The organism is Litchfieldella anticariensis FP35 = DSM 16096, from assembly GCF_000409775.1.
In the GTDB taxonomy this organism is placed as follows: domain Bacteria; phylum Pseudomonadota; class Gammaproteobacteria; order Pseudomonadales; family Halomonadaceae; genus Litchfieldella; species Litchfieldella anticariensis.
In genome coordinates, this window is record NZ_KE332391.1 from 607908 (window position 1) to 630178 (window position 22271).

22 protein-coding genes are annotated in these 22271 nt (G+C 59.2%); 8 read left to right on the forward strand and 14 right to left on the reverse strand.

Going from position 1 to position 22271, the window contains the following annotated elements; all coding sequences use genetic code 11:
* The first annotated feature begins 227 nt into the window (after positions 1-227).
* A complete protein-coding gene (acnA, locus tag L861_RS15205; RefSeq protein ID WP_016417362.1) occupies positions 228-2972 on the forward strand; it encodes an aconitate hydratase AcnA in 2745 nt (914 codons plus the stop codon).
* Positions 2973-3112: 140 nt separating this feature from the next.
* Here acnA and L861_RS15210 read toward each other — a convergent pair whose 3' ends face one another.
* The 10 genes from L861_RS15210 to radC form a co-directional block, all read right to left on the reverse strand.
* Entirely contained in the window at positions 3113-4792 is a 1680-nt protein-coding gene (locus tag L861_RS15210) for an NAD-dependent malic enzyme (RefSeq protein ID WP_016417363.1), read from the reverse strand.
* Between the two features lie 44 nt (positions 4793-4836).
* Entirely contained in the window at positions 4837-5850 is a 1014-nt protein-coding gene (locus tag L861_RS15215) for a tryptophan--tRNA ligase (protein WP_016417364.1), read from the reverse strand.
* A 97-nt stretch (positions 5851-5947) separates the two neighbouring features.
* The gene (gene ald, locus L861_RS15220) at positions 5948-7063 is read right to left on the reverse strand and encodes an alanine dehydrogenase (RefSeq protein ID WP_016417365.1); all 1116 of its coding nucleotides are present in this window, start codon (positions 7061-7063) and stop codon (positions 5948-5950) included.
* Positions 7064-7272: 209 nt separating this feature from the next.
* The gene (locus tag L861_RS15225) at positions 7273-7716 is read right to left on the reverse strand and encodes an acyl-CoA thioesterase (protein ID WP_016417366.1); all 444 of its coding nucleotides are present in this window, start codon (positions 7714-7716) and stop codon (positions 7273-7275) included.
* Positions 7717-7888: 172 nt separating this feature from the next.
* On the reverse strand, positions 7889-8212 hold the full coding sequence (locus L861_RS15230) for a putative signal transducing protein (RefSeq protein ID WP_016417367.1): 324 nt from the start codon (positions 8210-8212) through the stop codon (positions 7889-7891).
* 43 nt (positions 8213-8255) lie between these two features.
* Positions 8256-9446, reverse strand: coding sequence for a class I SAM-dependent rRNA methyltransferase (locus L861_RS15235; RefSeq protein WP_016417368.1), 1191 nt, complete (start codon positions 9444-9446; stop codon positions 8256-8258).
* A gap of 91 nt (positions 9447-9537) precedes the next feature.
* A complete protein-coding gene (gene mutM, locus L861_RS15240; RefSeq protein ID WP_016417369.1) occupies positions 9538-10368 on the reverse strand; it encodes a bifunctional DNA-formamidopyrimidine glycosylase/DNA-(apurinic or apyrimidinic site) lyase in 831 nt (276 codons plus the stop codon).
* A 230-nt stretch (positions 10369-10598) separates the two neighbouring features.
* Positions 10599-10754 carry a 50S ribosomal protein L33 gene (gene rpmG / locus L861_RS15245; RefSeq protein WP_016417370.1) on the reverse strand — a complete coding sequence of 52 codons (156 nt, stop codon included), beginning with the start codon at positions 10752-10754 and terminating at the stop codon, positions 10599-10601.
* 24 nt (positions 10755-10778) lie between these two features.
* The gene (gene rpmB, locus L861_RS15250; RefSeq protein WP_016417371.1) at positions 10779-11015 is read right to left on the reverse strand and encodes a 50S ribosomal protein L28; all 237 of its coding nucleotides are present in this window, start codon (positions 11013-11015) and stop codon (positions 10779-10781) included.
* A gap of 203 nt (positions 11016-11218) precedes the next feature.
* A complete protein-coding gene (gene radC / locus L861_RS15255) occupies positions 11219-11893 on the reverse strand; it encodes a RadC family protein (protein ID WP_016417372.1) in 675 nt (224 codons plus the stop codon).
* Between the two features lie 115 nt (positions 11894-12008).
* On the opposite strand from radC, the gene coaBC reads away from it, so the two are divergent.
* The 5 genes from coaBC (at position 12009) to slmA (ending at position 16993) form a co-directional block, all read left to right on the forward strand.
* The gene (gene coaBC, locus L861_RS15260) at positions 12009-13274 is read left to right on the forward strand and encodes a bifunctional phosphopantothenoylcysteine decarboxylase/phosphopantothenate--cysteine ligase CoaBC (protein WP_016417373.1); all 1266 of its coding nucleotides are present in this window, start codon (positions 12009-12011) and stop codon (positions 13272-13274) included.
* A gap of 11 nt (positions 13275-13285) precedes the next feature.
* Entirely contained in the window at positions 13286-13774 is a 489-nt protein-coding gene (gene dut / locus L861_RS15265; RefSeq protein WP_016417374.1) for a dUTP diphosphatase, read from the forward strand.
* Between the two features lie 94 nt (positions 13775-13868).
* A complete protein-coding gene (locus L861_RS15270) occupies positions 13869-15251 on the forward strand; it encodes a phosphomannomutase/phosphoglucomutase (RefSeq protein WP_016417375.1) in 1383 nt (460 codons plus the stop codon).
* Positions 15252-15328: 77 nt separating this feature from the next.
* Positions 15329-16246: an acetylglutamate kinase gene (gene argB / locus L861_RS15275; RefSeq protein ID WP_016417376.1), complete on the forward strand. Its 918-nt coding sequence runs from the start codon at positions 15329-15331 to the stop codon at positions 16244-16246.
* A gap of 126 nt (positions 16247-16372) precedes the next feature.
* Positions 16373-16993, forward strand: a complete 621-nt coding sequence (gene slmA / locus L861_RS15280) for a nucleoid occlusion factor SlmA (RefSeq protein ID WP_016417377.1) — start codon at positions 16373-16375, stop codon at positions 16991-16993.
* Positions 16994-17069: 76 nt separating this feature from the next.
* Here the strand turns inward: slmA and rpoH are convergent, their stop codons facing one another.
* The 4 genes from rpoH to ftsY all read right to left on the reverse strand — a co-directional run bounded on the left by rpoH (position 17070) and on the right by ftsY (position 21228).
* Positions 17070-17936 (reverse strand): RNA polymerase sigma factor RpoH, encoded by an 867-nt coding sequence (gene rpoH / locus L861_RS15285; RefSeq protein ID WP_027948118.1) that lies wholly within the window; start codon positions 17934-17936, stop codon positions 17070-17072.
* Between the two features lie 275 nt (positions 17937-18211).
* Positions 18212-19189, reverse strand: coding sequence for a permease-like cell division protein FtsX (gene ftsX, locus L861_RS15290; RefSeq protein WP_016417379.1), 978 nt, complete (start codon positions 19187-19189; stop codon positions 18212-18214).
* Entirely contained in the window at positions 19186-19854 is a 669-nt protein-coding gene (gene ftsE / locus L861_RS15295) for a cell division ATP-binding protein FtsE (RefSeq protein ID WP_016417380.1), read from the reverse strand. The genes ftsX and ftsE overlap by 4 nt, the downstream gene beginning before the upstream one ends.
* A gap of 3 nt (positions 19855-19857) precedes the next feature.
* Positions 19858-21228 carry a signal recognition particle-docking protein FtsY gene (gene ftsY, locus L861_RS15300; RefSeq protein ID WP_016417381.1) on the reverse strand — a complete coding sequence of 457 codons (1371 nt, stop codon included), beginning with the start codon at positions 21226-21228 and terminating at the stop codon, positions 19858-19860.
* A gap of 92 nt (positions 21229-21320) precedes the next feature.
* On the opposite strand from ftsY, the gene rsmD reads away from it, so the two are divergent.
* Both rsmD and L861_RS15310 read left to right on the forward strand, forming a co-directional pair.
* Positions 21321-21959, forward strand: coding sequence for a 16S rRNA (guanine(966)-N(2))-methyltransferase RsmD (gene rsmD / locus L861_RS15305; RefSeq protein ID WP_016417382.1), 639 nt, complete (start codon positions 21321-21323; stop codon positions 21957-21959).
* Positions 21960-22046: 87 nt separating this feature from the next.
* Entirely contained in the window at positions 22047-22253 is a 207-nt protein-coding gene (locus L861_RS15310) for a cell division protein ZapB (RefSeq protein WP_016417383.1), read from the forward strand.
* The last annotated feature ends 18 nt before the right edge of the window (positions 22254-22271 follow it).

Genomic DNA, 22271 nt, shown 5'->3' on the forward strand with positions numbered 1-22271 from the left:
CGACAGCCGTGCACCACCCATGAACCCTCCACATGGGGGTAGTGCACGATACTTTCAAGTTGTCGTGATCAGACCGAAGTGGATCCCCGGCCTTCCCTAGTTTCCCAGCATAGCTGCTGTTGCCGGGAACTTGGCCTACGGCAGTGCTTGAAAACAGCATCTATCATGACCATGTGCTATGAAGAGTCCCGCACGGATGATCCTTCACCCGTCATGAGGAGAAGACCATGAGCGCCGATTCCGTTCCGCGCACGCTTGCCAGCCTGACTGTGGCAGAGCGCATCTATCACTATTACAGCCTGCCCAAGGCGGCCGAGACCTTGGGCGACATATCGCGCTTGCCCATGACCCTCAAGGTGTTGCTGGAGAATCAGCTGCGTTTCGCCGATGACGAGAGCGTCTCCCGCGACGATATGCAGGCACTGGTCGACTGGCAGAAGGAGGCTCGCTCGAGCCGCGAGATCGGCTATCGTCCCGCGCGAGTGCTGATGCAGGACTTCACCGGGGTTCCCGGTGTGGTCGACCTTGCCTCGATGCGCGCCGCGGTCGAGACGTTGGGCGAAGAACCCTCACGGATCAACCCGCTATCGCCCGTGGATCTGATCATCGACCACTCGGTGATGGTCGACAAGTACGGTAATCCCACAGCCTTTCGCGACAACGTAGCCATTGAGATGGAACGCAACCGCGAGCGCTATGAGTTCCTCCGCTGGGGCCAGGAAGCCTTCGACAATTTTCGTGTGGTCCCCCCAGGCACCGGTATCTGCCATCAAGTCAACCTGGAATACCTGGGCAAGACGGTGTGGACCAAGGAGGAAGGCGGCAAGACTCTCGCCTACCCCGACACCCTGGTGGGAACCGACTCCCACACCACTATGATCAACGGGCTAGGCATTCTCGGCTGGGGCGTGGGCGGCATAGAGGCAGAAGCCGCCATGCTCGGCCAGCCGGTATCGATGCTGATCCCAGAGGTGGTGGGCTTCAAACTCACTGGTAAGCTGCGTGAGGGCATCACTGCCACCGATTTGGTACTAACGGTGACTCAGATGCTGCGCAAGAAGGGAGTCGTTGGCAAGTTCGTAGAATTCTACGGCGATGGCCTGAACGATCTGCCGCTCGCCGACCGCGCCACCATCGCCAACATGGCGCCAGAATACGGCGCCACCTGCGGTTTCTTCCCGGTGGATGACGAAACGCTCAACTACTTGCACCTAACCGGTCGCAGCAAGCCCCAAGTAGCTCTGGTGGAAGCCTATAGTAAGGCCCAGGGACTGTGGCGCGAACCCGGTGCCGAGCCAATTTTCAGTGACACCCTGCACTTGGACATGGGCGATGTCGAAGCCAGCCTGGCCGGCCCCAAGCGGCCCCAGGACCGCGTCGCACTCAGCGACATGAAGGCGACCTTCGAGAAGCTGATGAACGGTGACACCTCACAGCCGCCCTCCACTGAAAAGGGACGATTGTTCTCCGAAGGCGGTCAGACCGCGGTGGGCATCGAGGCAAGCTACGAGCATCACGACAGCCAGGACGTCACCCTCGCCGGCGAGGCCTTCAAGCTCAACCCTGGTGCCGTGGTGATCGCTGCCATCACCTCCTGCACCAATACCAGCAACCCCAATGTAATGCTGGCTGCAGGACTCTTGGCACGTAAGGCCCTACAGAAAGGACTCAAGACCAAGCCATGGGTCAAGACTTCTCTGGCACCAGGCTCCAAGGTAGTCACCGACTATCTGGCCGCGGGTGGTTTCCAGGAAGATCTGGATGCGCTGGGTTTCAACTTGGTCGGCTATGGTTGCACCACCTGCATCGGCAACTCTGGCCCACTACCCGAGGCCATCGAAAAAGCCATCGAAGACGGCGACCTGACCGTAGCCTCGGTGCTTTCCGGTAACCGCAATTTCGAGGGCCGCATACACCCGCTGGTCAAGACCAACTGGCTGGCGTCGCCACCGCTGGTAGTGGCCTATGCTCTAGCAGGTAATGTACGCCTCGACCTGGCCAAGGAACCGCTAGGCAAAGACCAGGACGGTCAGGCGATCTACTTGCAGGACATCTGGCCTTCCCAAGCGGAAATCGCCGAAGCGGTGGAAAAGGTCAAGACCGATATGTATCGCAAGGAGTATGCCGAGGTCTTCGATGGCGACGAGGTCTGGAAGGCCATCAATGTACCGCAAAGCCAGGTCTACGAATGGTCGAAGGACTCCACCTACATTCAACACCCGCCGTTCTTCGAGGGCATGGGCAAGGAGCCCGCCCCGGTGGAGGACGTCAAGGATGCCCGTATCCTGGCCATGCTCGGCGACTCAGTGACCACCGACCATATCTCTCCAGCTGGCGCCATCAAACCCGACAGCCCCGCTGGTCGCTACTTGCAGGAGCGTGGCGTCAAGCCAGTAGACTTCAACTCCTATGGCTCACGGCGTGGCAACCATGAGGTGATGATGCGCGGCACCTTTGCCAACGTGCGCATCAGAAACGAGATGCTCAACGGCGTCGAAGGTGGCTACACCCGTCACATATCCAGCGGCAAGCAGATGGCGATCTACGACGCGGCGATGAAATACCAAGAGGAAGGCACGCCGCTAGTGGTGATCGCTGGCAAAGAGTATGGTACCGGCTCGTCACGCGACTGGGCCGCCAAGGGTACCCGCCTGCTCGGCGTACGTGCAGTATTGGCCGAATCCTACGAGCGCATCCACCGCTCCAACCTGATCGGCATGGGCGTGGTACCGCTTCAGTTCTCCGAGGGCGAAAGCCGCAAAACACTGGGACTGACAGGCGATGAGGCAGTCTCCATCGAGGGACTCGGTGAGTTGACCCCGGGCGGCAAAGTCAAGGTGACCATCGCCAGCGACAAGGGTGAGAAGAAGTTCGAGGCGCTGTGTCGCATCGATACCGCCAACGAGCTGGAGTACTACCACCACGGCGGCATCCTGCACTATGTGCTGAGGAAGATGATCGGCTCGGTGTGATCGAGCTTCGAGCTTCGAGCTTCGAGCTTCGAGCTTCGAGCTTCGAGCTTCGAGCTTCGAGCTTCGAGCTTCGAGCTTCGAGCAGGATTGTGGTCGGTTTCGAACCACCCGCAAACTGCCCGTAGCTCGTAGCCCGTTGCTTAGAACGCCCGGCGACGATAACCGCGATAGCGTGGATACCAGAAGTTGCGCTCGATAGCCTCCCACAGTGTCTTGTCATCACTCTTCAGCGCCACGCCATCTTCCTGGGCCTGCTTGGCTACGTCGAAGGCTATCGCCTTGCTGATCTCGCGAATATCTGACAATGCCGGCAGCAGCGCGCCCTCGCCATGTTTGACGATAGGTGCGCCGTTGGCCAGCGCGTTGGAGGCCGCCATGAGCATGGCATCGGTCACCCGCGTCGCCCCAACAGCCACCACGCCAAGCCCGATACCCGGGAAGATATAAGCGTTATTGCACTGGGCGATGCGGTAGGTCTTGCCCTTCAGTTCTACCGGCTTGAAGGGGCTGCCAGTGGCCACCATGGCCTGACCGTCGGTCCACGCCAGCACGTCTTCAGGAGTGGCTTCGACGCGCGAAGTAGGGTTGGAAAGCGGCATCACCAACGGCTGAGGACAGCCGGCCTGCAGTTCCTCGATCACCTCGCGTGTGAATAGGCCTCGCTGGCCAGAAACCCCGATCAGCACTGTCGGCTTGGCGTGGTGTACCACATCCAGCAAGCGGCGCTCGCCCCAACCTTCGACCTCGCCCGATTCATGGGCCAGGCGCGCCTGGAAATCGTAAAGCCCCTGCATGTCTTTGGTCAGCAGCCCAAAGCGGTCAATCATGAATACCCGCTTGCGCGCTTCAGCCTCACCGAGTCCTTCCTTCTGCATGGCCACCACGATCTGCTCGGCGATGCCGCAGCCTGCCGAACCAGCGCCGACGAAGGCCACGCGCTGGTCGCTGACTTTCTCACCCTTGGCCTTGCAGGCGGCCAGCAAGGTACCCACGCATACCGCTGCAGTGCCCTGGATATCGTCGTTGAAACAGCACAGCTCATCGCGATAACGCTCAAGCAGCGGCATGGCATTGGTCTGAGCGAAGTCCTCGAACTGTAGCAACACATTCGGCCAACGCCGCTTCACCGCGGCGATGAAGTCAGCGAGGAAAGCATCGTATTCATCCTGGGAAATACGCTGATGGCGCCACCCCATGTACATGGGATCGTCGAGCAGTGCCTGATTATTGGTGCCCACATCGAGCATGATCGGCAAGGTATAGGCGGGGCTGATGCCACCACAAGCGGTGTACAACGACAGCTTGCCGATCGGGATGCCCATACCACCGATGCCTTGGTCGCCGAGCCCCAGAATACGCTCACCGTCGGTGACCACGATCACCTTGACCTTGTCCTTGGTGGCACTGCGCAGGATGTCATCCAGGTACTCGCGATGCGGATAGGAGACGAACAGGCCGCGATGGTTGCGGTAGATGTTGGAGAACTCCTCGCAGGCCTCACCCACCGTAGGCGTGTAAATGATGGGCAGCATCTCTTCGAGGTGCTCCTCCAGCAGGCGGAAGAACAGTGTCTCGTTGTCGTCCTGAATGGCACGCAGATAGATATGGCGATCCAGATCGTTCTGGCACTGCCGGTACTGACGATAGGCGCGTTCTGCCTGTTCCTCGATGATCTCGACGTTGTGGGGCAGCAAACCGATAAGGTTGAAGGCGATACGTTCCTGCAGCGTGAAGGCACTGCCCTTGTTGAGCAGCGGCATCTCCAATAGCGATGGGCCAGCATAAGGCACATACAACGGGCGTTTGGCTGATTCGTTCATCTCTCGTCTCGTGCTGTGATCATGGAAGCGAGGTCAATGGTACGTCAGTGGAAGCGCCCCAGCCCCACGGCGTGACGCAGACGGTCCATCATGGGGGCAGCTTCGGCGCGAGCTCGCTCGGCACCCTTGAGCAGCACCGCCTCTATATGCCCTGGATCCTCCATCAATGCCTGATAGCGCTCGCGGGGCTCACGCAGATGCTCGTTGAGAAGCTCGAAGAGCTGGTTCTTGGCCTCACCCCAGCCGATCCCCTCAAGATACTCCTGACGCATGGCGTCGGCCTCCTCCTGTGTGGCGAAGGCCGAATAGATCTGGAACAGAGTGCAATTATCAGGATCCTTGGGTTCCCCTGGCTCCAGAGAATTGGTCTTGATCTTGCGCACCAGCTTGAGCAATTTCTTCTCGGACGCGAACAGCGGAATGGTGTTGTTGTAGCTCTTGGACATCTTGCGTCCGTCGAGGCCACCCAACACCTCCACCCTTTCATCCACTACCGCTTCCGGCAGGGTGAAGTATTGCCCCTTGAAAAGGTGATTGAAGCGGCCGGCCATATCGCGGGCCATCTCGATATGTTGGATCTGATCGCGCCCCACCGGCACCTTCTTCGCATTGAACATCAGGATATCGGCAGCCATCAGTACCGGATAGCTGAACAGTCCCATGGTGATGCCCTTGTCCGGGTCCTGGTTACCGGCAGCTTCGTTTTCCGCTACCGCTGCCTTGTAGGCATGAGCCCGGTTCATCAACCCCTTGGCGCAGACACAGGACAATAGCCAAGTCAGCTCGGGGATTTCGGGAATATCCGACTGGCGATAAAAAATGGCGTTGTCGGTATCCAGTCCCAGCGCTAGCCAGGTAGCGGCGATCTCCAGACGCGACTCTTGCACCCGCTGCGGCTCCTGGCACTTGATCAGCGCGTGCAGGTCGGCCATGAAGTAGTAGGATTGGACGCTCGGATCCTGGCTTGCGGCAATGGCAGGCTTGATGGCACCGACATAGTTGCCGAGGTGCGGCGTGCCGGTGGTGGTGATACCGGTAAGAACACGTGTCTTGGTCATGGAGTCTGACTGGCCTGATCTATCGTTACGATCGCGCCAGTTTAACGTGCTGCCCCGCTCAAGGCGAACGGGGCAAGCACTTTCGCTCCTCAAGAACTCATCCGACCAGGGAAGCCGGATCCACGCTCTCCAATCCGAAAGCCTCGGCAACTGCCGGATAAGTCACCTGACCGTCATGCACGTTGAGCCCGGGCAGGAAATGTGGGTCATCAGCCAATGCCTGCTGCCAGCCCTTGTCGGCCAACGCCATGACGAATGGCAGGGTAGCGTTGGTCAGAGCCTGGGTCGACGTCCGCGCCACGGCACCCGGCATATTGGCCACGCAATAGTGCACGATGCCATCGACCACGTAGGTCGGCTCGGCATGGGTGGTCGCCTTACTGGTTTCGAAGCAGCCCCCCTGGTCGATGGCGACATCCACCAGCACGCTGCCGGGCTTCATGTCCGAGAGCTGGGCACGAGTGATCAACTTGGGAGCAGCGGCTCCAGGCACTAATACGGCACCGATGATCAGATCGGAGTCGCGAATCGCCTCATCCAACGCATCGGCGGTGGAATAGGCAGTTCTCATGCGTCCCTGGTAGCGGTGGTCGAGCACCTCCAGACGTGGCAGCGACTTATCGAGGATCGTCACCTCAGCTCCCAAGCCCAATGCCATACGGGCCGCGTTCTCACCGACCACCCCACCACCGATGACGGTGACCCTAGCCGGCGGTACACCCGGCACCCCAGGCAACAGTACACCCGACCCGCCCTGCGCCTTTTCCAGACTGTGCGCCCCGGCCTGTACGGCCATACGCCCAGCTACCGCGCTCATCGGTGCCAGCAGCGGCAAGCCACCATGTGGGCTAGTGATGGTCTCATAGGCAATGCAAGTCGCACCGCTCTCCATCAGTCCACGGGTAAGCTTTTCCTCGGCAGCCAGGTGCAGATAGGTGAACAACGTCTGCCCTTTACGCAGACGCTTGACCTCCTCCGACTGGGGCTCCTTGACCTTGAGGATCAATTCGGCTTCGTCCCAAAGTTTATCTACATCGGCCTCGAGCGAAGCCCCTGCCATCTCGAAATCAGCATCGGTAAAACCTGCACCTTCCCCAGCACTGGCCTGAACCCGAACTTGATGGCCTCGGTTCACCAACTCGCGGGCACCGGTAGGTGTCAGCGCCACGCGATACTCGTGATTCTTGATTTCCTTGGGCACGGCGATCTTCATGGCACCTCCGAATAAACATGTGATGTCGTAACAAGCCAACTCTCATTGTCATTACAGCACAACGAAGTAATCACGATGAGATCACATGGAAATTCGCAAAAAACACACGATAATTCCCCAAAAAACCAAATTGGACCTCGGAAAAAAGCCTGAATTCAGGAAAATTTTCTACCCCATGGGCCACCCGGGAAGTCGGCAGATACCAGACGTCAATCTTCGCCCTCGGGTACCAGGGCGGCTCCATAGATTGCTATGTATTCTTTGGGTATACGCCGGGCACGACCGCTGGAGAGTTCGATACAGGCGAAGCGAGTGCGTGCACGCAGCAGTGTCTTGCCGTCGGCTGGTCGTCGCAATTGGAAGCGCCGAGTCAATGTCAAACGGCCGTCGCAAGCGACGATCCAGGTAGCGAGCTCGAGGTGTTCGCCACAGAATGCCGGCGCCAAATAGTCAAGTTCATGCCGGTGAACGGCCATGCCTCGGTCTCGGTCGCGATAACGGGCCAGATCGAGCCCCAGAGATGCCGAATGCTGCCAACTAATTGCCTCGATCCAGCGCAGATATTCGATATTGTTGACATGACCGAAGGCATCGATGGCGGGCATCTCGACCTCGATCTCAAGCGTGTAAGGATTTGGCAGGTCCCACCGCATGACTCATCTCCGATAGTACAGATCTCCGATAGTTCAGATCGATTTTTTCGGGATTCTGATCCATGTCGCAGATAAAAGAGGGACTTGGCTGTTATCGGCGTGGGCAAGGAGAACAAGTGCAGCCTGACTGGCGAACTGCCGCCGATGGCCAGATCTCGTGCACGACAACGAATCAGGGTTTGCGCATGCCACATTTCCAGCAAGTATCGAAAACACCCTCGAGGACTTCACCACAGCCCGAGCAGCGCCAATCGGGGAGCGAAGCATCCGCCCCCTTCAGACTTTTCTGAATCAGGGCCTGGGCACGGCTGACATTATGAGCCGCCACCCAGACTTCAGGTTCACACTCCGACAGCGGTAGCTCTCCGGCGCCCCCACCCAGCGTCAGGTTGCGCAACTCGGCGGGGACACCGGCGGCAGTCAGCACATTGTGGATATGGCTGACCAGCAGCGCATTGGAGTGGGCGAAGACGCGAACGAAGTCTAGTTCAGCCATAATTCATAGTGACAGGAAATGAGCGAGCGCAGCAATTTCCTCCTCAGTCGCGGAAGATGCGCACCCCCAATGCCTTCAAATAGGCCGTCTCAGGGATCGCCGGATGCACAGGGTGATCCGGCCCTTGGTGCCCCTGATAGATGATTTGGCCATTGCGGTCCTGATGACGTACCGCGCCACGCACGCATTCCACCAGACGTTCCTGTGCCAGATGCATGGAACACGAGGCCGACAGCAGCAAACCGTCCCGCCCCAGCAGACGCATGGCGTCACGGTTGAGACGTGAATAGGCCCGCTCACCATTGGGGATGTCCTTGCGCTTCTTGATGAAGGCCGGGGGATCAAGAATCACCACGTCGAACTGTTCCCCTTCGGCCTTGAGTGCGGCAAGCGCTTCGAACGCATCGCCCTCACCAATCGCCACTTGCTCGGCCAAACCGTTCAGGGCGGCATTCTCGGCCACTCGTTCCAGCATCACGCCAGAGGTATCGATACACAGTACCTCACTCGCCCCGTGGGCCGCTGCCTGCACCCCCCAGCCACCGACATAACTGAACACGTCCAGTACCCGCTTACCAGCAACCAGACCATTCAACCAGGCGCGGTTGGATCGATGATCATAGAACCAGCCGGTCTTCTGACCATCAAGTACCGGCACCACGAAACGCACCCCATTCTCTTCCAGTTGAACGTGTTCGGGGAGCTCGCCCTTGACTACCTCGACCTGGCGTTCGAGTTGTTCCTGCCGACGCCCGGAAGAATCGTTCTTGAACACGATGGCGCGTGGCGATAACACCTTGTCCAGCGCTGCGGTGACTTCTTCGCCCAGACGCTCCATGCCCAAGGTGTTGAGCTGTACCACCAGCACGTCGCCGAAGCGATCGACGATCAATCCCGGTAACAGGTCGCCCTCACCATGGATCAAGCGATAGTAGGGTTTATCGAACAGTCGTTGACGCAGCCCCAATGCCTGATTGAAGCGATGCACCAGTAGAGATCGGTCGAGGCGGACATTGGGATCGCGAGACACGACACGCGCACAGATCAACGAATGCGGGTTGACATAAGCCACCCCCATCGCCTTGCCATTGGCAGCCTCGATCACCGCCTGGCTTCCCGGATCGAAAGACTTGAGTGGCGTGGCCTCGGTATCGATCTCGTTGGAATACAGCCACAAGTGGCCAGCCTTCAAACGACGATCGGCATTCTTCTTCAAACGCAGACGTTCGGTCACGCGAAACTCCATGATATCGATAAGCAAGTATAGAAATATTCTAACCTACTCGCGGCCGCCTACGCGCGGCCACGGGGTTTTTCCGGCAGGCTTACGTCTGGCAGATAGCGCAGAAGACACTGGCGCGTTGACCCAAAGTCACTAGTCTCAGTTCGGCACCACAGCGGCGGCAAGACTCGCCATCGCGACCGTAGACATTGAGGCGCTGAGAAAAGTAACCCGGCTCGCCGGTACCACTGACGAAGTCACGCAACGTCGTGCCACCTTGGGTAATGGCCGCCGCCAGCACCTCACGTACCGCGGCGGCCAACAGCTCGTAGCGCTCCAATGAGATGCGCCCGGCGGACCGGCGGGGATCGATACCGGCTAGAAACAATGCCTCGCTGGCGTAGATGTTACCGACCCCTACCACCACGGCGTTGTCCATCAGAAAGGGTTTCACGGCAATACGCCGCTTGCGTGACAGGGCGTGGAGCCGATGCGCATCGAACTCCGGGGACAAGGGTTCCGGTCCCAATCGCGCCAGCCTGGGATCCGTCTCGGCACTGCCTTGCAGCCAGTCGACGAATCCGAAGCGCCGTGGGTCGTGGTAGCGCAGGATGGCGTCGTTTTCCAATACCAGGTCGATGTGGTCGTGCTTCTTCGGCAGATCGCCCAGGCGCGCAATCCGGAGGCTTCCCGACATGCCTAAATGCCACAATAACGCACGCGACCCGCTATCGGCTCCGCTGACGGGTACCAACAAGTACTTGGCGCGCCGGCCCAGCGTACCAAGACGCATGCCCACCAAGGCATCCTCGAACTCTTGCGGCACGGGAATACGGAGACGCCGTTCGCGGACGATCACTTCACGAATCTCACGCCCTTCCACATGAGGCGCGATCCCACGGCGCGTAGTCTCGACTTCAGGCAATTCAGGCATGGGAGATTCCTGGGCAGGACTCAGATACACAAGAACCCGGCGTGGGCCGGGTTCCTGGACAGACTCTCGCCTGCGGTAGAAGCCTGAGCAACACCAGATTCCCGTTGCAAGCGATGGTAGGCTGACTGTCGCCGGAGCGCAAAAACCGCAGTTTACATAGGAGTAAATGAGGATTTCGAGCACCGCTGACGGTCAGGATACCAAGCGCAGCAGGGAATGGGGTGTTGCGATTACTTGATCTTGGCTTCCTTATACATCACATGCTTGCGGACGACCGGATCGTACTTCTTGAACTCGAGCTTGTCCGGAGTGTTCCGCTTGTTCTTGTCGGTGGTATAGAAGTGGCCGGTACCGGCGCTGGACACCAACTTGATCTTGTCACGCATGACGATTGCTCCCTGAAAATTCGCTTAGACGGCTTCGCCGCGCTTGCGGATGTCGCTGAGCACCGCTTCGATGCCCTTCTTGTCGATGATACGCATACCCTTGGAGGAGATGCGCAGCTTGACGAAGCGCTTCTCGGACTCCACCCAGAAGCGGTGGGTGTGCAGATTCGGCAAGAAGCGACGACGAGTCTTGCGCTGGGAGTGGGAAACGTTATTACCAGTCACCGGGCGCTTGCCGGTAACCTGACATACTTTGGACATGGGAGCCTCCAACCGCTTGGCGATTTGTGCAAAACCTGTCGGGCAAACCGGGTAGGGCGAACGGCTGGCCACCGCCTCAATGCCCCCTTATTTAACCCAAGGGAATTCAAAGGCTGCACTTTATACCAGACCTTCCCCCGTCAGGCAAGTGCAAGCGCTTATGCGTTAGGCTCTATGAACCGAGCGTACGCAACCAGTTTATCTCAAATCCATCCCCTTTCGGCGAAGGATACCACCTCCGCATCACCCACCACGAAATGGTCTAACACACGGATCTCCAGCAGGCCCAGCGCCTCCCTGAGCCGTTCGGTGATCCGTCGGTCGGCATCGCTTGGCTCAGCGATTCCAGAAGGATGGTTGTGGGCGAAGATGACCGCCCCGGCGCCCAGCTCCAACGCCCGACGGGCCACCTCTCTCGGGTAGACCGAGGCACTATCCAAGGTGCCGCGAAACAGTGACTCGAAGCGGATCACCCGATGCTGACTGTCGAGAAACAGTGCGGCGAACTCTTCATGGCCGAGATGACGAAGCTGCGAGGCAAAATAGCTCCGCACCAGCGCCGGCGACGTCAGAGCACCACCACGCTCGAGCTGGCTAGCCAGGTGGCGTCGAGACAGTTCCAGCACCGCCTGGAGTTGCACATACTTGGCTTCGCCTAGGCCGTGCTCGGCACAAAAGCGAGTACGATCGGCCTCCAGCAACTGACGCAAACCGCCGAAACCATTCAACAGGTCACGAGCCAGATCGACCGCCGAGCGCCCCTTGACCCCAACCCGCAGAAAAATCGCCAGTAACTCAGCGTCCGACAACCCTGCCGCACCCAAGGCGAGCAGCTTCTCCCGTGGGCGCTCGCCCTCGGGCCAATTCCTGATAGACATGCGTCCCTGCATCCTTTCTTTTTATTCCCCGGCAAGCGAGGTCGGCCGGCCTTGGCTACGCAAAATCCGGCACCAATGGTAAGGTAGGCGTTTAGCTTTCCGTTCGGATGGTGTTATGTCAACACTACTCGGTAAACGCATCTTGCTCGGCATCAGTGCCGGCATTGCTGCCTACAAGAGCGCCCATTTGGCGCGGCTGTTGAAGAAGGCCGGTGCGGAAGTGCGAGTGGTCATGACCGAAGGTGCGCAAGCCTTCATCACGCCACTGACGCTACAAGCCCTGACCGGTGAGGCAGTGCGCACGTCACTGCTCGATCCCGAGGCCGAAGCTGGCATGGGGCATATCGAGTTAGCCCGCTGGGCCGAGTTGATCCTGGTGGCCCCAGGAACGGCTGACCTGATGGCACGCTTGGCACACGGGCAGGCCGATGATCTCCTGACGACGTTATGCCTGGCCAGCCAAGCCGAGCGAGTGATGGCCCCGGCCATGAACCAAGCCATGTGGCGTCATCCCGCGACACAACGCAACGCGCGTCAGCTCGAGCTGGATGGTTGGCGACTGCTGGGACCGGATGCCGGCGACCAAGCCTGCGGTGATGTGGGGCCAGGGCGGATGCTCGAGCCAGAGAGCCTGATAGTCGAGCTATCCCTTTTTCCTGCAGCCACGACGACCAGCCGCGCTGATGCAAGCGGTTTGAAGGTCGTCATCACTGCCGGTCCTACCCGCGAACCCATCGACCCGGTGCGTTATCTCTCCAATCACAGCTCTGGAAAGATGGGCTACGCCTTGGCCGAGGCTGCTGCACGCCTTGGCGCGGAAGTTACATTGATCAGCGGACCGGTCAACTTGCCGACACCAGTTGGAGTGACACGCATCGATGTGACGTCAGCCCTCGACATGTTCGAGGCCGCCAACCACCAGGCCGAGAACAGCGATGTCTTCATCGGCTGCGCGGCCGTGGCCGACTACCGGGTTGCAAAGGCTGCCGAACACAAGATCAAGAAGACCTCCGACCGCGACGACCTGACTCTTACCTTGGTCAAGAATCCCGATATCATCGCCGAAATCGCCGCTCGAGCACGCTCCACCGGATATCCTCTCGTGGTCGGCTTCGCCGCCGAAACCCGTGATGTCGAGACCTATGCCAACGACAAGCTCACGCGCAAGGGACTGGACATGATCGTGGCCAACGATGTGTCACAGGACGGCCTTGGCTTTGGCTCTGACCACAACGCTGCCCTACTTCTGTGGCGCGATACCAGTGGCCACCCCACGCAGCGTCGCGAATTGCCGACACAGACCAAGTCGGAAATGGCCGTAGCGATTCTCGATACCATTCTTGAACGTCTGGCCGAACGCCAGGATACGACACCTCCCTGACAGGAACAGTAATGGTCGACACCCTCTCCCCCCCATCACAACGCACGACTCCCAAACTAGCCGTCAAAATTCTCGATGGCCGGGTACGCGACTTTCCGCTACCGCATTATGCCACCACCGGTAGTGCCGGCATGGATCTGCGCGCCTTGCTCGATGCCCCGCTGACGCTCGCCCCCGGGCAATGCGAACTGGTACGCACTGGGCTGGCGATCCATATTGCCGACCCCGGACTCGCCGGAATGATCCTGCCGCGCTCCGGCCTGGGTCACAAGCACGGCATCGTGCTTGGCAATCTGGTTGGGTTGATCGATTCCGACTATCAAGGGGAATTGATGATTTCAGTATGGAATCGCGGAGAGCAGGAGTTCGTGCTCGAACCTGGTGAACGCCTGGCACAGTATGTGCTTGTTCCAGTGGTGCAGGCCGAACTCGAAGTGGTGGAGGACTTCGACGCCAGCCTGCGAGGCACAGGCGGTTTCGGTAGCTCCGGCCGCCACTGAGCACGGCTGCCTGGACAGCTGGCCAAGCCTGCGACACCAAACACTGCCTTGCCGTCAGAAACATGGCCGTTCCTACCGATCAAGGAGTTGAGATATGACACAAGTCCCCGCTTCCATCTTTCGCGCCTATGATATTCGAGGCATTGTCGACGACACCCTCACCGAGGAGAGCGTCGAACTGATCGGTCGCGCCATCGGATCCGAGGCGGCCGCCCGTGGCGAGTCCACGGTCATTGTGGCCCGCGACGGACGCCTCTCCGGCCCCCGCTTGGAATCCGCCATGATCCGCGGCCTCACTGCCAGCGGGCGAGACGTCATCGACATCGGTATGGTACCCACCCCGGTGCTCTACTACGCCACTCATGTACTAGAAAACAGCACTTCGGGGGTGATGATCACCGGTAGCCACAACCCTCCAGACTACAATGGTTTCAAGATCGTGCTGGGGGGTGAAACCCTTTCCGGCGATGCCATCACTGCGCTTTACCATCGTATTCAGGAAAGCGATTTTACCGAGGGCGAAGGTAGTGTTCGCAAAGAGGACGTGCGCGATGCCTATCTCGAGCGCATCCTCGGCGACGTCAAGCTCGGGCGTCCCATCAAAGCAGTGGTCGATTGTGGCAACGGGGTGGCCGGCGAATTGGGTCCCAAGCTGGTCGAACGTCTAGGCGCCGAGACAATCCCGCTATTCGCCGAGATCGATGGCACCTTCCCCAACCACCACCCCGATCCCGGCAAGCCGGAAAACCTCAAGGACCTGATTCGCACCGTCAAGGAAACCGGTGCCGATGTAGGGCTGGCCTTTGACGGTGATGGTGACCGCTTGGGGGTAATCACACCCAAGGGAGAATTGATTTATCCCGACCGACTGCTGATGGCCTTCGCCGAAGACATGCTGTCCCGCAATCCTGGAGCCCGAGTAATCTTCGACGTCAAATGCACCGGCAACCTGGCCCAAGTGATCGAATCTGCCGGCGGCACCCCAGAAATGTGGCGTACCGGCCACTCGCTGATCAAGGGGCGCATGAAAGAAACTAGCGCCCTGCTTGCTGGGGAGATGAGCGGACATATTTTCTTCAAAGAGCGCTGGTATGGCTTTGACGACGGCCTCTATGGCGCCGCACGACTGCTGGAGATCCTCTCTCACCAGGATCTCGATGCCGATGCCTTCTTCGACCGCTTCCCCCAGGATTTGGGCACGCCGGAGCTGAACATCCATGTCACCGACGAAACCAAGTTCGACTTGGTCGAACGCCTGGCACGTGAAGGTGATTTCGGTGTGGATGGTGTCAAGACGACACTGGACGGGATCCGGGTCGATTACCCGGATGGCTGGGGACTGTGCCGTGCCTCCAACACCACACCGGTACTGGTACTACGTTTCGAGGGTAAGAACGAAGCGGCACTAGCACGCATCCAGTCCAGTTTCGGCGCCGCCTTGACCCAAGTCGCCCCCGGTATTGAGCTGCCGTTCTGATCCGATTTTCATGAGCTTGTCGTGGTGCCGCGCTAATGTTGAGCAGTCGGTGCCGCGACCCCTGACGAGAGACCTCCATGACCGAGCAGACACGCGACCCCCGCCTGGTAGTCGAAGTTCTTTCCGAGGCCCTGCCTTATATCCAGCGCTTCTCCGGCAAGACAGTGGTCGTCAAGTACGGCGGCAACGCCATGACCGAGGACACGCTGATCGACTCCTTTGCCCGCGATATGGTGCTGCTCAAGGAAGTCGGTATCAACCCGGTCGTGGTACACGGCGGCGGCCCGCAAATCGGTGAATTGCTCGCCAAGCTCAAGATTGAGTCGCGCTTCGTCAATGGCATGCGCGTGACCGACGCCGAAACCATGGATGTGGTGGAAATGGTGCTCGGCGGCCTGGTCAACAAAAGCATCGTCAACCTGATCAACCAGTGTGGCGGCAAGGCTATCGGATTGACCGGCAAGGATGGTGGCCAGATTCGTGCACGCCAGCTCAAGGTCGAGCACCAGTCGCCGGAAATGACCGCCCCGGAAATCATCGATATCGGTCATGTCGGCGAAGTCGAGCATATCGCTACCGACCTGATCGAAATGCTTGCCGAGCGCGACTTCATCCCCGTGATTGCCCCGATTGGCGTAGATGCGAAGGGACATAGCTACAACATCAACGCTGACCTGGTGGCCGGTAAAATCGCCGAAGCTCTGAATGCCGAGAAGCTGATGTTGCTGACCAACGTCGCCGGCCTGATGAACAATGCCGGCGAGGTGCTTACCGGCTTGTCGACCCAACAAGTGGATGCGCTGATCGCCGACGGTACCATTCACGGCGGTATGCTGCCGAAAATCCGCTGCGCCCTGGAGGCGGTCAAAGGAGGTGTCAGGAGTGCCCACATCATTGATGGCCGTGTGCCCCACGCCTCACTGCTCGAGATTTTCACCAATGCCGGGGTCGGCACTCAGATTACCGAATCGGGTCGCGGTGACAGCACGCCATAGCCCCGCCAGGGTTTATCCGAAAAGCGCCGATCACGATGCCGGCAGCTCTCGGACAAGCCCCAATGTTTGCCCCGAAGCGGGGGCGACAGTAGGATGAGTAAACAACAGGATTATTAGAAGAACATCATGACGCAGGAATCAGTCAACAAACAAAGTCGCCGAGAGCAGATTCTCCAAGCGCTGGCGTTGATGCTCGAGGAAGACAGCGGTAAGCGCATTACCATTGCCTCCTTGGCTCGCCAGGTGGGTGTCTCCGAGGCGGCTCTGTATCGCCACTTTCCCAGTAAGGCGCGCATGTTCGAGGGGCTGATCGAATTTATCGAAGAGAGCCTGTTCGAACGTATCCGTCGCATTCTCGACGAAACGCCCGAAGCCTTGCCACGCTGTCAACAAATTCTCACTCTGCTGCTGGGCTTTGCCGAAAAGAACCCTGGCCTTTCACGCCTGCTTGGCGGCGATGTCCTCACTGGCGAAACCGCCCGTCTCAGGCAACGTATGAATCAACTCTTCGAGCGCCTGGAAACCCAGCTCAAGCAGATCCTGCGCGAGGCGGAGATCCATGAGCGCCGCCGGCCTTCGCTCCCAGCATCCAGCGCAGCCAACCTGCTGTTGGCCCATGCCGAGGGCCGCATCACGCAATATGTGCGTAGCGACTTCAGGCGCCGTCCCACAGAATACTGGGAAGACCAGTGGCAACTGCTAGCCAGCCAGCTACTGTTGGATGTCCCCCAGGTGGTCAGAGCCTGAAAAAGGCATAGCCATAATGACGCAAACCCCGGTGTGAATCGGGGTTTGCGTGTAAGAGAGTGGTAGGTTCCGCGACTCAGGCGACCAAGGCGTCACCGATTTGTGCCTTGATCTTCTTCATGGCGTTCTTCTCGAGCTGACGGATGCGCTCGGCAGATACACCATAGACGTCGGCCAGTTCATGCAGCGTCGCCTTGGGCTCATTCAACCAGCGACGCTGCAGGATATCGCGAGAACGTTCGTCGAGCGCTTCCAGAGCCATCTGCAGGCGACGGGTGGAGTCCTCTTCCCAGTCACTATCTTCGAGTTGCGTGGCAGGATCGTAGCGACCATCGTCGAGGAAGTGTACCGGTGCCTGGTAACCCTGCTCGTCCTCCTCACTGGGCGAGGCATCGAAGCCAGCGTCGTAGGCTGCCAAGCGGCCTTCCATCTCACGCACCACCTCAGGCTTGACATCGAGATCCTTCGCGATGGCGTCGACCTCATCGTTGTTGAGCCAAGCCAGGCGCTTCTTGGCACTACGCAGATTGAAGAACAGCTTGCGCTGGGCCTTGGTGGTCGCGATCTTGACGATACGCCAATTGCGCAGCACATACTCATGAATCTCGGCTTTGATCCAGTGCACGGCGAAAGACACCAACCGAACGCCCTGGGTCGGATCAAAACGCTTGACCGCTTTCATCAGGCCGACGTTGCCTTCCTGGATCAAATCGGCCTGCGGCAGACCATATCCCGAGTAGCTACGGGCGATATGAACCACGAAACGCAGATGCGACATGACCAAGCGACGCGCTGCCTCCAAGTCGCTCTGCTCGTGCAGGCGAAAGGCCAATTCACGCTCTTCCTCGGCCGACAACACAGGGATGCTGTTGACAACCTGGATATAGCCATTTAGATCGTGGCCCGGTGAAAGATGGCCGACAGGCTGAAGACTGGTACTCATGTGCTTGATGTCTCCACGTTTGCCCAAATAAAGAAACACTGAATAAATTCCACGATGGTCCACACCTGTCGTGTAATACCCCTTCCATAGCAGCCTACACTGCACTCACCTAACCACATAGGCCTTGATCACATCTGGGCCCTGAACAACGACTAGGCTGGACTGTTTCGTTGGTTTATTCAGCGCTCCCTTAGCTGCCTAATGATATCTGCGTCATTTAGGAAAGCAAGACAAGCAAAAGGTTCCCTCTTGCACCGCAAAAACTGCATGCAATGCTAATGAGGACGGATTTCAGCCAAGTGACGCCCCACGGCGATCCAGGCCCCCAACAAACCTAGTAGTGTACTGGAAAAAAGCAGAACTGCCGAGCCCAAAGCATCCAGCCGAGGCAAGTCGTAGTGGGCACCATAGCTCTCGGCCAGTGCGGCTACAGGTATAGCCAGCCATTCACCGCCCAGTGTCAGCAACGCCCAGGCCAATAACCCACCTCCCAAGCCGTACCACGCGCCACTATAGAGAAATGGGCGACGCACGAACGCATGAGTGGCGCCGATCAAGGTCACTACCTCGATTTCCTGACGACGGCTTTCCACGGCCAGTCGCACGGTATTACCGACGATCAACAATACACCAAGTCCGAACAAGGCGCCCAAAGCCAATGCCAGCCGCTGGCCCAGCTCGGATAGACGCCGCAACCTTTCCAACCAAGCCAGGTCGAGACGCACGTCCTCTACTCCAGTGATGGACTCCAGCTCACCAGCCAAAGCCCGTACTGCCTCCGGTGCGGTATCACGCGGGGTAATCACCACACTGGCCGGCAGCGGATTGCCATCCAACCGATTCAAGGCATCGGTCAACCCCAAGGCCTGCTGAAACTCAGCCATGCCCTCGGCAGCAGTGATCAAGCGAGTAGCCACTACCCCATCCTGGGTCTGGAGCGCCTCATTCACCCGTACTGCCTGCGACTCATCGACATCGGATGCCAGATAAGCCGTCAGGGTAGCACTCTCTTCGAGTTCGGCATCCAGCAATCGAGCACTATCGAGTGTCAGCCACAAGGCAGCCGGAAGCACCAAGGCAATGGCAATTGCCAACATGGTCAACAGACTGCCGACAGGGTAGCGGATCAAGCGTCGTGCACTATCCAGGCACATGGCCCGATGATGACGTGTCCAGGCTCGCAATCGGCTACTGGTGCGGGTACGGTGACTGCGTGCTCCACGCTTCGGTTCACGGACTTCCTGACGGCTCATGCGGCCTCCTCATCGGCCACCAAACGCCCTTCGCGCAAACGCAGCACCCGATGGTGCAGTCGAGCGATCAACGCCAGGTCGTGACTGGCCACCATCACCGTAGTACCGATCCGATTGAAGTCCTCGAACAACTGCATGATATCGGCGGAAAGCTGAGGATCAAGATTGCCGGTGGGCTCGTCGGCGAGTAGCAAGGCCGGCTTATTGACCACCGCCCGCGCGATGCCCACGCGCTGTTGTTCACCACCCGAGAGTTCGATGGGCAGCGCCTTCTCACGATGCAGCAAGCCGACCTTGTCCAGTGCCGCCCGCACCCGTCGTGCCGCCTCTCGCGGCTCGACACCCTGTATTTCCAGTGGCAGGGCCACATTGGCGTAGATCGAACGATCGAACAGCAACTGGTGATCCTGGAAGACCACGCCGATTTGCCGTCGATAGAAGGGTACTTGGCTGACGTGCAAACGCCCGATGTCGTGTCCGGCCACCAGCACTCGACCGCGCGATGGCCGCTCCAGACGCATGATCAGGCGCAGCAGCGAACTCTTCCCAGCCCCGGAGTGACCGGTCAGAAACACCATTTCACCGCGCCTGATGCGAAAATCGATATTGGCCAGCGCCTCGTAGCGCCCTCCGTAACGCTTGCCGACGTGCTCAAAGGCGATCATGGTTCAGCTCGACCGCTCGTCACGGCTGTCCTCGCGCGCGAAAAGCGCCTCGACAAAGTCCTGGGCCGAGAAGGGACGCAGATCATCGAGTGACTCACCAACTCCAATATAACGGATCGGCGTAGCGAGCTGCTTGGCCAAGGCAAAGATAATGCCCCCCTTGGCGGTACCATCCAGTTTGGTCAGGGTGATGCCCGTCACTGGTACCGCCTCGTTGAAGGTATTGGCCTGCGACAAGGCGTTTTGTCCAGTGCCGGCATCCAGCACCAGCATCACCTCGTGCGGCGCTGCCTCATCAAGCTTGGTCATCACGCGGCGCACCTTCTTGAGCTCTTCCATCAGGTGGCTCTTGTTGTGCAGCCGTCCAGCGGTGTCGGCGATCAGCACATCGACCTTGCGAGCCTTGGCAGCGGCGAGTGCATCGTAGATTACCGAAGCACTGTCAGCACCGGTATGTTGAGCAATTACCGGTACCTGATTGCGATCGCCCCAAACCTTGAGCTGTTCCACGGCGGCAGCGCGGAACGTATCACCCGCGGCCAGCATCACGCTGCGTCCCTCGCGCTGAAAGTGCTGGGTCAGCTTGCCAATGGTGGTAGTCTTGCCAACGCCATTGACCCCGACCATCAGAATGACGAAAGGCCCTTCGCCCTTGGGGGGCAAGGTCAAAGGGATAGCCACTGGATCGAGCAGTGTCCTCAACTCCTCCTGCAGGGCACGATACAGGGCCTGGGGCTCATTGAGCTCCTTGCGTGACACCCGGTCGGTCAGCCGCTCGATGATCTCGGACGTAGCATCGATGCCGACATCGGCTATCAGCAGTTGGGTCTCGAGATCCTCCAGTAGTTCATCATCGATCTGCTTCTTGCCCAGAAACAGGTCGGCAATGCCGTCGGTGAGATTGGCGCGAGTCTTGCCCAGCCCTGAGCGGATGCGTGCGAACCAGCCTCTCCTTTTTTCAGGTTTGACTTGCTCGGGCTCGTTTTCCTCGAACTGGGCAGGCGCCGGAGCATCGTCCGGCTCGGCAGCTTCCGCTGGCGCTGTAGGGGCGGAGTGTGTCTCGTTTCGCGGCTTGAGTGCTTCCGTAGGTTCGGCAGCCTCTTCAGCGAGCTCGCTGCGAGGAGTCTCGACCGGCGTCTCCTTGAGCGCGCTTTCTCCCTCACCAGTCTCGATCGTATCATGGAGCGCCTGGCTGGCCGCCTCACGCTCCCGCGTACCCGGCTCGACCTCGACCACTTCGTCCCGCTCAGGGTCGTGTTCATGCACCGGCGCCTCGGCATCTTCATGCGCTTGCTCGGGCACCTGCTCCTGGTCGTGAGACTGCTGATCCTTGACGTCGTCCTGTTTCTTCTTGCGCTTGAAAAGTCCGAACATGGGTGTGATCTGTACTCGACAACTGAGAATTGGCTCATCGTACCATTGCGGGCCATGACTGTGGATAACAGGAACGGTACAATTCGCCGATCATGAGCCGCCATTCCATATCTCGCCCTCACCGCGCACGTCGCCAAGCCGCCCCTCTTCACAAAGGGGGCGGTAAAGGCAAACTACGCATCATCGGCGGCGAATATCGCCGTCGCTGGCTACCCATTCTCGACAGCCCTGGGTTACGCCCTACACCGGACAGGGTACGCGAGACCCTGTTCAACTGGCTGGCCGCAGCGTGTTCGGGTGTTCGGGTACTGGACCTGTATGCCGGCACCGGAGCCTTGGGACTCGAAGCACTGTCGCGCGGAGCCCGCGAAGCTGTGTTCGTTGAACACGATCCGGCGGTGGCCGCCGCCCTCGAGGCAAACCTGGCAACCCTCGGGGCCATAGGACAGGTGGAAACCGCTGATGCCCTAGCGTTTCTCGAGCGCACGGCCACCCCTTTTTCATTGGTGTTTCTCGATCCGCCCTTTCGACATGAGCTGGCTGAGGCGAGCTGCGTTGCCCTGGAGGAACATGGTTGGCTGACCGAGGAAGCCTTCATCTATTTGGAAACCGAGCAGGAGTATTGCCCCCGGGTGCCCGCCACTTGGCAACTGCATCGCGAAGTGCGGGCCGGTGACAGCACCGGACGCCTCTACCGACGAACGGCGTCGCTAGCTAGCGACGGTTGCTGAGCCGCCATACCCGGCGTACGCTGCGCCCTGATATGCCCTCTGAACATGTATGCCACCACCGCAAGCAAGAACATTAGGAGAACAGGAATGAGCACCGAACTCTTCAATCAACTCGAACAGAAGGTCACCAACGCCGTCGAGGCCATCGAGATGCTGAAGATGGAAGCCGAGGAGTTGCGTGAGGAAAATGCTCGCCTGAAGCAGGAACATGACGAGTGGGAACGCCGCCTCAACGGCCTGCTGAGCAAATTCCAGGAACTGGAGAGCAGCGACGCCAGCGCCAATGTTTCCTGACGTTCGAGGAAGCGCTGC

What these genes read in the sequence shown, in the direction of transcription:
- acnA (WP_016417362.1), top strand. Translation starts at nt 228, where the DNA reads ATGAGCGCCGATTCCGTTCCGCGCACGCTTGCCAGCCTGACTGTGGCA.
- L861_RS15210 (WP_016417363.1), bottom strand. Translation starts at nt 4,792, where the DNA reads ATGAACGAATCAGCCAAACGCCCGTTGTATGTGCCTTATGCTGGCCCA.
- L861_RS15215 (WP_016417364.1), bottom strand. Translation starts at nt 5,850, where the DNA reads ATGACCAAGACACGTGTTCTTACCGGTATCACCACCACCGGCACGCCG.
- ald (WP_016417365.1), bottom strand. Translation starts at nt 7,063, where the DNA reads ATGAAGATCGCCGTGCCCAAGGAAATCAAGAATCACGAGTATCGCGTG.
- L861_RS15225 (WP_016417366.1), bottom strand. Translation starts at nt 7,716, where the DNA reads ATGCGGTGGGACCTGCCAAATCCTTACACGCTTGAGATCGAGGTCGAG.
- L861_RS15230 (WP_016417367.1), bottom strand. Translation starts at nt 8,212, where the DNA reads ATGGCTGAACTAGACTTCGTTCGCGTCTTCGCCCACTCCAATGCGCTG.
- mutM (WP_016417369.1), bottom strand. Translation starts at nt 10,368, where the DNA reads ATGCCTGAATTGCCTGAAGTCGAGACTACGCGCCGTGGGATCGCGCCT.
- rpmG (WP_016417370.1), bottom strand. Translation starts at nt 10,754, where the DNA reads ATGCGTGACAAGATCAAGTTGGTGTCCAGCGCCGGTACCGGCCACTTC.
- rpmB (WP_016417371.1), bottom strand. Translation starts at nt 11,015, where the DNA reads ATGTCCAAAGTATGTCAGGTTACCGGCAAGCGCCCGGTGACTGGTAAT.
- radC (WP_016417372.1), bottom strand. Translation starts at nt 11,893, where the DNA reads ATGTCTATCAGGAATTGGCCCGAGGGCGAGCGCCCACGGGAGAAGCTG.
- coaBC (WP_016417373.1), top strand. Translation starts at nt 12,009, where the DNA reads ATGTCAACACTACTCGGTAAACGCATCTTGCTCGGCATCAGTGCCGGC.
- dut (WP_016417374.1), top strand. Translation starts at nt 13,286, where the DNA reads ATGGTCGACACCCTCTCCCCCCCATCACAACGCACGACTCCCAAACTA.
- L861_RS15270 (WP_016417375.1), top strand. Translation starts at nt 13,869, where the DNA reads ATGACACAAGTCCCCGCTTCCATCTTTCGCGCCTATGATATTCGAGGC.
- argB (WP_016417376.1), top strand. Translation starts at nt 15,329, where the DNA reads ATGACCGAGCAGACACGCGACCCCCGCCTGGTAGTCGAAGTTCTTTCC.
- slmA (WP_016417377.1), top strand. Translation starts at nt 16,373, where the DNA reads ATGACGCAGGAATCAGTCAACAAACAAAGTCGCCGAGAGCAGATTCTC.
- rpoH (WP_027948118.1), bottom strand. Translation starts at nt 17,936, where the DNA reads ATGAGTACCAGTCTTCAGCCTGTCGGCCATCTTTCACCGGGCCACGAT.
- ftsX (WP_016417379.1), bottom strand. Translation starts at nt 19,189, where the DNA reads ATGAGCCGTCAGGAAGTCCGTGAACCGAAGCGTGGAGCACGCAGTCAC.
- ftsE (WP_016417380.1), bottom strand. Translation starts at nt 19,854, where the DNA reads ATGATCGCCTTTGAGCACGTCGGCAAGCGTTACGGAGGGCGCTACGAG.
- ftsY (WP_016417381.1), bottom strand. Translation starts at nt 21,228, where the DNA reads ATGTTCGGACTTTTCAAGCGCAAGAAGAAACAGGACGACGTCAAGGAT.
- rsmD (WP_016417382.1), top strand. Translation starts at nt 21,321, where the DNA reads ATGAGCCGCCATTCCATATCTCGCCCTCACCGCGCACGTCGCCAAGCC.
- L861_RS15310 (WP_016417383.1), top strand. Translation starts at nt 22,047, where the DNA reads ATGAGCACCGAACTCTTCAATCAACTCGAACAGAAGGTCACCAACGCC.